Origin of the sequence: Allostella sp. (genome assembly GCF_041913585.1) — a bacterium.
Classification (GTDB): Bacteria; Pseudomonadota; Alphaproteobacteria; order ATCC43930; family Allostellaceae; genus Allostella.
This window is the reverse complement of sequence record NZ_JAYSFE010000092.1, coordinates 13,133-19,438: the sequence shown is the minus strand read 5'-3', so window position 1 is coordinate 19,438 and position 6,306 is coordinate 13,133. Positions and strand designations below refer to the sequence as shown.

7 protein-coding genes are annotated in these 6,306 nt (G+C 74.8%); 5 read left to right on the top strand and 2 right to left on the bottom strand.

Annotated features, from left to right (window positions below):
* The 5 genes from ACE3Q3_RS16750 to ACE3Q3_RS16730 form a co-directional block, all read left to right on the top strand.
* Positions 1-221, top strand: a 221-nt coding sequence (locus ACE3Q3_RS16750; protein WP_374448009.1) for a nitrilase-related carbon-nitrogen hydrolase, incomplete at its 5' end; no start/stop codon positions are given.
* A gap of 12 nt (positions 222-233) precedes the next feature.
* Complete coding sequence (locus tag ACE3Q3_RS16745; RefSeq protein WP_374448007.1) at positions 234-716, top strand: DUF1178 family protein; 483 nt, start codon at positions 234-236, stop codon at positions 714-716.
* A 399-nt stretch (positions 717-1,115) separates the two neighbouring features.
* Entirely contained in the window at positions 1,116-1,955 is an 840-nt protein-coding gene (locus tag ACE3Q3_RS16740) for a class I SAM-dependent methyltransferase (protein WP_374448005.1), read from the top strand.
* A gap of 70 nt (positions 1,956-2,025) precedes the next feature.
* Positions 2,026-4,272 carry a tetratricopeptide repeat protein gene (locus tag ACE3Q3_RS16735; protein WP_374448004.1) on the top strand — a complete coding sequence of 749 codons (2,247 nt, stop codon included), beginning with the start codon at positions 2,026-2,028 and terminating at the stop codon, positions 4,270-4,272.
* Entirely contained in the window at positions 4,269-5,105 is an 837-nt protein-coding gene (locus ACE3Q3_RS16730) for a class I SAM-dependent methyltransferase (RefSeq protein WP_374448003.1), read from the top strand. Before ACE3Q3_RS16735 ends, ACE3Q3_RS16730 begins: the two co-directional genes overlap by 4 nt.
* Positions 5,106-5,136: 31 nt before the next feature.
* Here ACE3Q3_RS16730 and ACE3Q3_RS16725 read toward each other — a convergent pair whose 3' ends face one another.
* Both ACE3Q3_RS16725 and ubiG read right to left on the bottom strand, forming a co-directional pair.
* On the bottom strand, positions 5,137-5,331 hold the full coding sequence (locus tag ACE3Q3_RS16725) for a PLD nuclease N-terminal domain-containing protein (RefSeq protein ID WP_374448001.1): 195 nt from the start codon (positions 5,329-5,331) through the stop codon (positions 5,137-5,139).
* Positions 5,328-6,128: a bifunctional 2-polyprenyl-6-hydroxyphenol methylase/3-demethylubiquinol 3-O-methyltransferase UbiG gene (ubiG, locus tag ACE3Q3_RS16720; protein WP_374447999.1), complete on the bottom strand. Its 801-nt coding sequence runs from the start codon at positions 6,126-6,128 to the stop codon at positions 5,328-5,330. Before ubiG ends, ACE3Q3_RS16725 begins: the two co-directional genes overlap by 4 nt.
* Positions 6,129-6,306: the final 178 nt, after the last annotated feature.

Here is a 6,306-nt window from a genome sequence, read left to right as displayed (position 1 = left end):
AGACCGGCGAGCATGCGGAGGGTCGCCGGACCTACGGCCATTCGCTCATCGTCTCGCCCTGGGGTGAGGTCCTGGCGGACGGCGGCGAGGAGCCGGGCATCGTCGTCGCGGACATCGACATGGCCAAGGTCGCGGACGCCCGGCGGATGGTGCCGGCGCTCGGCCACGACCGGCCCTTCACGCTGGGCGATGCGCCGGCGGCGCTGGCGGCGGCGCAGTAGCGGGCGGTCGAGATGATCCTCTTCAACCTGCGTTGCGCCGAGGGGCACGGCTTCGAGGCCTGGTTCCGCAACGGCGACACCTACGAGCGCCAGGCGAAGGCGGGGTCGATCGCCTGCCCGGTCTGCGGCAGCCATGCCGTCGAGAAGGCGCTGATGGCACCGCGCATCGCCAAGGGCCGGCGCCGCGGCGAGGACGCGCCGAAGCAGGAGATCGTGCAGGCGGGCCCGGCGCCCGTGCCCGCGGCCGCGCCCGCCTCGCCCAAGATGGCCAAGGCGGCCGAACTGCTGCGCGCCCTGCGCGAGGTGCGCCGGCTGGTCGAGACGAACTGCGACTATGTCGGCGATCGCTTCGCCGAGGAGGCGCGCCGCATCCACTATGGCGAGGTCGAGAAGCACAACATCTATGGCGAATCGAGCGACGAGGAGGCGCGCGCGCTGGCCGAGGAGGGCATCGAGTTCGGCCGCATCCCCTGGGTCCCGGCCGCCGACCAGTGACGGGGGCGAGGGAATCCTTGCAACCGGGCATGGTCGGGACTAGCTTCTGCCACATGAGCGATCGCGCCCTCACCGCCGCGCCGGGCATGTCCCGATTTTACGGCCGCTGGTTTCCACCGGCGGCCTAGGCAAGCACGACCCCGCGTTCGACCCTGCCACAGCCGCCCGGATCCCCCGAGGCGGCTTTCTCATGTCCGGCAGACCGGACTCCGAGGCACCGCCGAGGTGCCGGGCGGCCTCCACCCGATCCGAAGGAGGCACCCATGTTCGATTTCGACGTCGTCACCGGCCCGACCCACGGCACGCCGAAGCCTGCCGAGCCCGTCCCTGCGCCGCGGCCCGGGGCGGCCGCCCCGAAACCCGCCGCGGCCGAGCCCGCACCCCGACCGGAGACGACCGATGCACGGCGCGCTGCCTGAGCCGGCCGGCGGCATCGCCGTCCGCCCGCTCCCTCCGACCTCCGACTTCACGCCGATCGCGGCGCGCTACGACGCCACCCGCGACGTCCCGCCGGTCCTGCTGCACCGGGCCTTCGACCGCTTTGCCGCCGCCGGGCTGCTGCCGCCCGGCGCGCTGGTCCTCGATGCCGGCTGCGGCACCGGGCAGATGTCGCTGCCGCTGGTCGAGCGCGGCCATCCGGTGATCGGCTTCGACGTCTCCGCCGCGATGGTCGGCATCGCCCGCTCGAAGGTGCCGGCCGGCGCGCGGGCGGAGTACCGCACCGCCGACGCGCGCCGCCTGCCGCTGGCCGATGCCAGCGTCGACGTCGTCGTCGTCTCCAAGCTCTTCCAGCACGTCGCCGGCTGGGAGGATGCCTGCCGGGAGCTGCTGCGGGTGCTGCGGCCCGGCGGCAGCTTCGTCCACATCGCCGAGCGCGGCGCCTTCGGCAATCCGGTGCGCCGCTACTTCGCGGCGATGGCCGAGGGCATGGGGTTTGCCGACCGCTTCCTCGGCATGCGCTCGCGCGCCGACCTGGTGGCGCTGCTCGCCGCGGCCGGCGCGATCGCGGCCCCGGTGGCGCTCGACGACCTCGCATGGCGCAAGGCGGTGCGCTACGGCGACGTCTGGCAGGAGATCCGCGAGCGCCTCTTCGCGGAGTTCTGGTACCTGCCGGAGGCCATCTACCGGCAGATCCTGGCGGACACGGCGGATTGGATCGAGGCCCAGCCGGCGGGATTCGATTCGGTCGTGGAACTGACGCCCCGGCTCGACGCCGACTGCGCGCGCAAGCCGGCATAGGTTTGGAGTTCGCGCCGCGGACCCGCTAGATTCCACGCCGCACCGGACACCGGGGGCCGAACGGGGGGCGATGGCGCGAGAGCAGACAGCAGGGACGACCCCGGCCGCCGCCGACCCGGCGGGCGGGCCCGAGGCACGGCTGGCCCTGGCACGGCGTCTTCTGGAGGATGGCGACGCGGTCACGGCCGCGCGCCATCTGCGGGCACTGGCGGCGGAACGTCCGGCCCGGCTCGGGGTCTGGCTGCTGCTCGCCCGCGCGTTGATCGCGGCCGACGCGCTCGACGAAGCCGACGACACATGCCGCAGGCTGCGGGGGGCGGGGATCGACGCGACGACGCTGGAGGCGCTCGATGGCCAGCTCCGCGAGGCGGTACGGGACCGCTGCGGCATCCAACGCCTCGCCGCGCCCGCCACCGCCCGCGGCCGGCTTGCCGATCTGCGGCAGCCGTCGGTCGTTGCCCGTGTCGCCGTCCGCTGCCCGCCGCGCCTCGCCGTGCCGGCGCTGGAACGGACCCTCTGCGACGCGCTCGGAACGGCCCTGCCGCCGCGGCATCCGGACGCGGACCCGGGCCGGGCGGTGGCGTGGCTGGTGGTGCGGCTCGCCGCCGCCCTGCAGGCGGAGGCGACGCTGCCCGTGTTCGACGACGGGCGCGTGCTCGGCCAGGGCGGCCGGGCGGGGTTCGTGCTGCTGGTCCCCGCCGGCGAGGGCGGGGCGGCGACGTTCGCCGTCGAGGTTGCGATCTGGGCGCTGACGCAATGCCTCCGGGCCGGCTCCGGGCCGGCCGACTGGGCGGCCGCGGCGACCCAGGTCGGCGCGCGCGCGGACCAGGTGCGCGATCGTCTCCAGGCGGCGGCATCCCCCACGGGCAACGGCATCCACTTCCTGCGGGCGGCATACCGCATGGGGGTGCCCTGGCGGCGCTACGGGCGCCACGCCTACCAGATCGGCGACGGCATCCACGGCCGCTGGCTGGACAGCAGCCTCACCGACCGCACCCCCTCGATCGCGGTGTCGCTCGCGCAGGACAAGGTGGCGACCGCGCTCATCCTGCGCCGTGCCGGCCTGCCCGGGCCGACCCATGCCCGGGTGTCGTCGCCGGAGGCGGCGCGCGACGTCGCCCGGCGCCTCGGCTATCCGGTCGTCGTCAAGCCGGCCCGCCTCGACGGCGGGACCGGCGTGGCTGCGGGACTGGAGGACGAGGCGGCACTCGACCGCGCCTTCGCCCGGGCGCGCGAGCATTCCGACGACCTGCTGGTCGAGCAGCATGTCGACGGCGACGATTACCGGCTCTTCGTCCGCGACGGCCGGGTGACCTGGGCGATCGAGCGGGTCCCGGGCGGGGTCGAGGGCGACGGCACCCGGACCCTCCGGGAACTGCTGGCCGCGCTCAACGCCGATCCGCGCCGCGGCGAGGGCAAGCAGGCATCGCTGCAGAAGGTGGAATGGGACGAGGAGGCGGAGCAACTCGCCCGCCGCCAGGGACTGGCGCCGGATTCGGTGCCGGCGGCCGGCCGCTTCGTCCGGCTGCGGCGCATCACCAACGTCGTGCGGGGCGGGATGCCCGTTCCGATGCCGCTGGCGCGCATCCACCCGGCCAACCTCCGCCTCGCCGAACGCGCGGCGGCGGCGCTGCGGCTCGATCTCGCCGGCATCGACTTCATCACGCCGGACATCGGCCGCCCCTGGTACGAGGCGGGCGGCGTCATCAACGAGGTCAACGCCCGGCCGAGCCTCGGCCTCATCACCGCCGGACACCTCTTTCCCGAGATCGTCGGCTGGCTGCTCGGCGGCGGCGACGGCCGCGTCCCGATCGTCGCCATCCTCGGCGACGAGGACGGTCTCGCCGAACCGCTGGCGCGGCGCATCCACGCCGGCCTCCTCGCCCAGGGCCTGCGGGCCGGCCTCGCCACCGCCGGCGGGGCCTGGATCGGCGACGAGCGGGTGGCCTGGGACGATCGCAGCGGCGAGCCGGGCGGCGCACTGCTCCTGACCGACTCAACCGTCGAAGCGGCGGTCCTGACGGTCCCGCCCGAGACGCTCGCCGTCGCCGGCGCACCGTTCGACCGCTGCTCGGTGGTCGTCCGGCTGGGCGGCGGCACGGCCGCGCCCGACGCGTTCGAGGCCGGCTTCGTCGCCCGCGCCATGCAGGCCGTCGTGGCGCCGGCCGCGGCGATGCCGCGGCTGGCGGGCTGCGGCGCGGCCCGCCCGATCGCGGTCGAGACGGTGCCGGGCGAGGACGCGGCGGCGCGCCTCGAACGGCTGGCGGCGGCGGTTGCCGACGGGCTGGCGGTCGCGACCGCCAGGGACGTGCCATGACCGGGCAGGGCGACGGCGGTGCCGCCAACTGGGGCAAGGCCAGCCGGCAATGGTCGCTGCTGGCGTCGCCGCTGCGCCCCGACGCCGGCGATGTCGCCTTCGCCGAGGCGGCGATCGCGGACTGGTTTGCGGCGAACGGCCGCCCGCCGCGAGCCCTGGTCCTGGGCGTCACGCCCGAACTGACCGCCTGTGCCTGGCCGGCGGGAACCCGGCTCGTCGCCATCGACAATTCGTGGGCGATGATCGATGCGCTGTGGCCGGCGCCGGGCGTCCCGGCGGGGGCCCGAGTGCTGTGCGCCGACTGGCGGGCGATGCCCCTGCCGGATGCCGCGATCGACGTCGTCGTCGGCGACGGCTGCTACAGCGCCGCCCCCTTTCGCGACGCCGCCACGATCAGCCGCGAGGTCGCGCGCGTCCTCGCGCCGGGCGGCGTCTTCGCCATCCGCACCTTCGGCAGTCCGGACCAGCGCGAGGACCTGGAGGAGCTGTTCCGCGCGATCGTCGAGGGCCGTGTCGGCAACGTCCACGCGCTGAAGTGGCGGCTCGCCGCGATCGTCCAGCCGCGGGTCGAAGAGGGCGCCCGGCTCGGCGACATCTGGACGGCGTTCCAGGCCCTGCGCCCGGCAATCGCGCGCGTCGAGGGCGGGCCCGGCTGGACCGTCGCGGAACTGGGCACGCTCGACCGCTATCGCGACAACGACCTGCGCTACTGCTTTCCGACCGAGGGCGAATTCCGGGCCGTGACCGGCCCCTGGCTGGTCGAGGAAGGGCGCAGCCACGGGACCTATCCCCTGGCCGAGCGCTGCCTGCGCTACCGCTTCCGCCGCCGCTGAGCCCTCCACACCGGCCGTTCGACGCGGCCGCTCAGCGCGCGGCGCGCGGCCCGAACAGCAAGAGCGCGATCGGTCCGAGGATCGGGAAGGTGAAGACGGCGACGAGCCACAGCAGCTTGCAGAGGAAGCTGCGGTCGCTCTGCACGACGTGATAGAGGCACCAGATCAGCAGCGCGAGATAGAGGAGGCCGAGCAGCCCCCCGCCGAGCGCCAGTTCGACGGTCACGCGGGCGCGTCCGGCGGCCGCACCGCGGCCAGCATGTAGTTGACGCCGAGATCGCGCGGCGCCAGCGACCAGCGCTGGCGCAAGGGATCGTAGGCGACGCCCGTCATCGCCTCGACGGCGAGGCCGTTGCGGCGCAGCGGGCCGACGATCTCGCTCGGCCGCACGAACTTCCGCCATTCGTGGGTGCCGCGCGGCAACCAGCCCAGCACATACTCGGCCCCGAGGATCGCCAGCAGCCAGGCCTTCGGCGTCCGGTTCAGGGTCGCCACGGCCATCAGCCCGCCGGGTGCCACCAGCGCGGCGGCGGCGTCGAGGAAGGCGTCGCGGTCGGCCACGTGCTCCACCACCTCCATGTTCAGCACGACGTCGAAACGCCGCCCCTCGGCCACCAGTTCCTCGGCGGTCGCGAAGCGGTAGTCGATGGCGAGCCCCATGCGTTCGGCATGGATGCGGGCGACCTCGACATTGCGCTGGGCCGCGTCGATGCCGGTGACCTCGGCGCCGAGCCTCGCCATCGGCTCGGCGAGCAGGCCGCCGCCGCAGCCGATGTCGAGCAGGCGCAGCCCCGCCAGCGGGCGGATGCCGGCGGGGTCGCGGCCGAAGCGGGCGGCGATGCGGTCGCGCAGCCACTCCAGGCGGACCGGATTGAAGCGGTGGAGCGGCCGGAACTTGCCGTCCGGGTCCCACCATTCCTCGGCGATCGCGGCGAACCGCTGGATCTCGGCCGGGTCGACGGTGGAGGTGGCGAGCGGGCGCTTGCTGCCGGGATCGCCCTTGCCCCGTGTCGCGGCTGCCATGCTGTAGCGTCCTTCCGTTCGCCTTGCCGAGTCCGTTGCCGTCCGCCGTGGGGGCGGCCTTGCCCCGCGGTGGACGGCGAGAGTAAGTATATGGCGGTCGCGGGGGGGGCCCCCGCTTATTGCCGGCCCCCCCCCCCGATTTGTTTTCTACACCCCCCAGGGGGCACTCCCAGGGGGC

Excerpts from the sequence above, each read along its gene's own strand:
- ACE3Q3_RS16745 (WP_374448007.1), top strand. The coding sequence starts at position 234 with ATGATCCTCTTCAACCTGCGTTGCGCCGAGGGGCACGGCTTCGAGGCC.
- ACE3Q3_RS16740 (WP_374448005.1), top strand. The coding sequence starts at position 1,116 with ATGCACGGCGCGCTGCCTGAGCCGGCCGGCGGCATCGCCGTCCGCCCG.
- ACE3Q3_RS16735 (WP_374448004.1), top strand. The coding sequence starts at position 2,026 with ATGGCGCGAGAGCAGACAGCAGGGACGACCCCGGCCGCCGCCGACCCG.
- ACE3Q3_RS16730 (WP_374448003.1), top strand. The coding sequence starts at position 4,269 with ATGACCGGGCAGGGCGACGGCGGTGCCGCCAACTGGGGCAAGGCCAGC.
- ubiG (WP_374447999.1), bottom strand. The coding sequence starts at position 6,128 with ATGGCAGCCGCGACACGGGGCAAGGGCGATCCCGGCAGCAAGCGCCCG.